The organism is Neisseria sp. P0021.S006, assembly GCF_051956895.1.
Window position 1 is genome coordinate 1 of the sequence record NZ_JBQCWZ010001340.1, and the last position, 229, is coordinate 229.

The following is a 229-nucleotide window of genomic DNA, read 5'->3' on the forward strand; positions in this document are numbered from 1 at the left end:
GCCTTCGCCGTCGGTATGGGTGGTCAAACGACCTGCAGCATCGTAGCCGAAGGTCTCTTTGCTGCCGTCTGGATAGAGGGCGAGGGTGAGGTTTTGATTGGCGTCGTAGTGGTATTCGGTGTGCTGTTCCAGCGCATCGGTAATACGCGCCAACTGTCCTTCGGGGGTGTAGGCCAGTTTGGTTTCGTAACCCGAGCAGTCGGTAATCCGGTCGGGCTGATGGTTTTCG

General features: G+C 57.6%; 1 pseudogene. It reads right to left on the reverse strand.

The annotated features are described in order from the left end of the window. Positions 1-229, reverse strand: a pseudogene (locus ACTHUM_RS20200) (hypothetical protein); the annotation flags it as partial.